This is a genomic window from Rhizobium redzepovicii, from assembly GCF_019793435.1.
GTDB classification, from domain to species: Bacteria; Pseudomonadota; Alphaproteobacteria; order Rhizobiales; family Rhizobiaceae; genus Rhizobium; species Rhizobium redzepovicii.
Genome location: NZ_JAILYH010000062.1, coordinates 1 through 836, shown reverse-complemented (window position 1 = coordinate 836; position 836 = coordinate 1). Strand labels below are relative to the sequence as shown.

The following is an 836-nucleotide window of genomic DNA, read 5'->3' as shown; positions in this document are numbered from 1 at the left end:
AAGACGATGCGGTCGCCACGCGCAAAGGATCGCTTCCCATTGTTGGTCTGGTAGGTGAGTTCCTCACCCTTATCACCAGCCGGGTTGCTGCCCTTTGCCAACTCGCCGCGATCCTGCAACCGAGCACGAATGCCGGCATTGATGGCGCGCACGTCGTCGCGTCGATGGGCCATCGCAATGCGCGTGTCGTTGGGATTTGCCGATCGGTCAGCGACGTAATCGGCAATGATCGCCTTCAGGCATTCAGCGCGATCCGTCTTCAGATGAAGGCTTCCCCGTGCCTCGTAGGCCGACAGTCCGGCTGCGGTCCGATGCGAGGCGAAGTCGATCGAGGCCTGCTTCTGCCAATCGGTTCTTTGCCGTCGAACTTCCGACAGCTGCGCATGGCCGACGGCTTCGGCGATCGCCCGGAACGGCGCGCCGGCCCCGATCGCCTGAAGCTGTTCATGGTCGCCGACCAGCACGAGCTTGGCGCCGGCCCGTTTGACCTCGTCGACGAAGCGGGCGAGCTGACGGCTGCCGACCATTCCGCCTTCGTCGATGACGAAGACGTCACGAGCGTTGAGCCGTCCGCGATCAGCCTGCCAGCTGTATTCCCACGACGCCAATGTGCGGCTTGCGATCCCGGACGATTGCTCCAGGCCTTCCGCCGCCTTGCCGGCCAAAGCCGCACCATGAACACGATAGCCCTGCGCTTCCCAGGCGTGGCGGGCAGCCGCCAGCATCGTGCTCTTGCCGGCACCGGCAAAGCCGATCACCACGGCGATCTGAGCTGGACCCGTGACATGCTCGATCGCCTGGCGTTGTTCCGCCGACAGCCCCTGCCCCGGTGAAGG

1 protein-coding gene is annotated in these 836 nt (G+C 64.7%); it reads right to left on the bottom strand.

The window, feature by feature from the left end; genetic code table 11:
• Window positions 1–836, bottom strand: an 836-nt coding sequence (locus tag K6N12_RS33565; protein ID WP_222149172.1) for an AAA family ATPase, incomplete at both ends; no start/stop codon positions are given.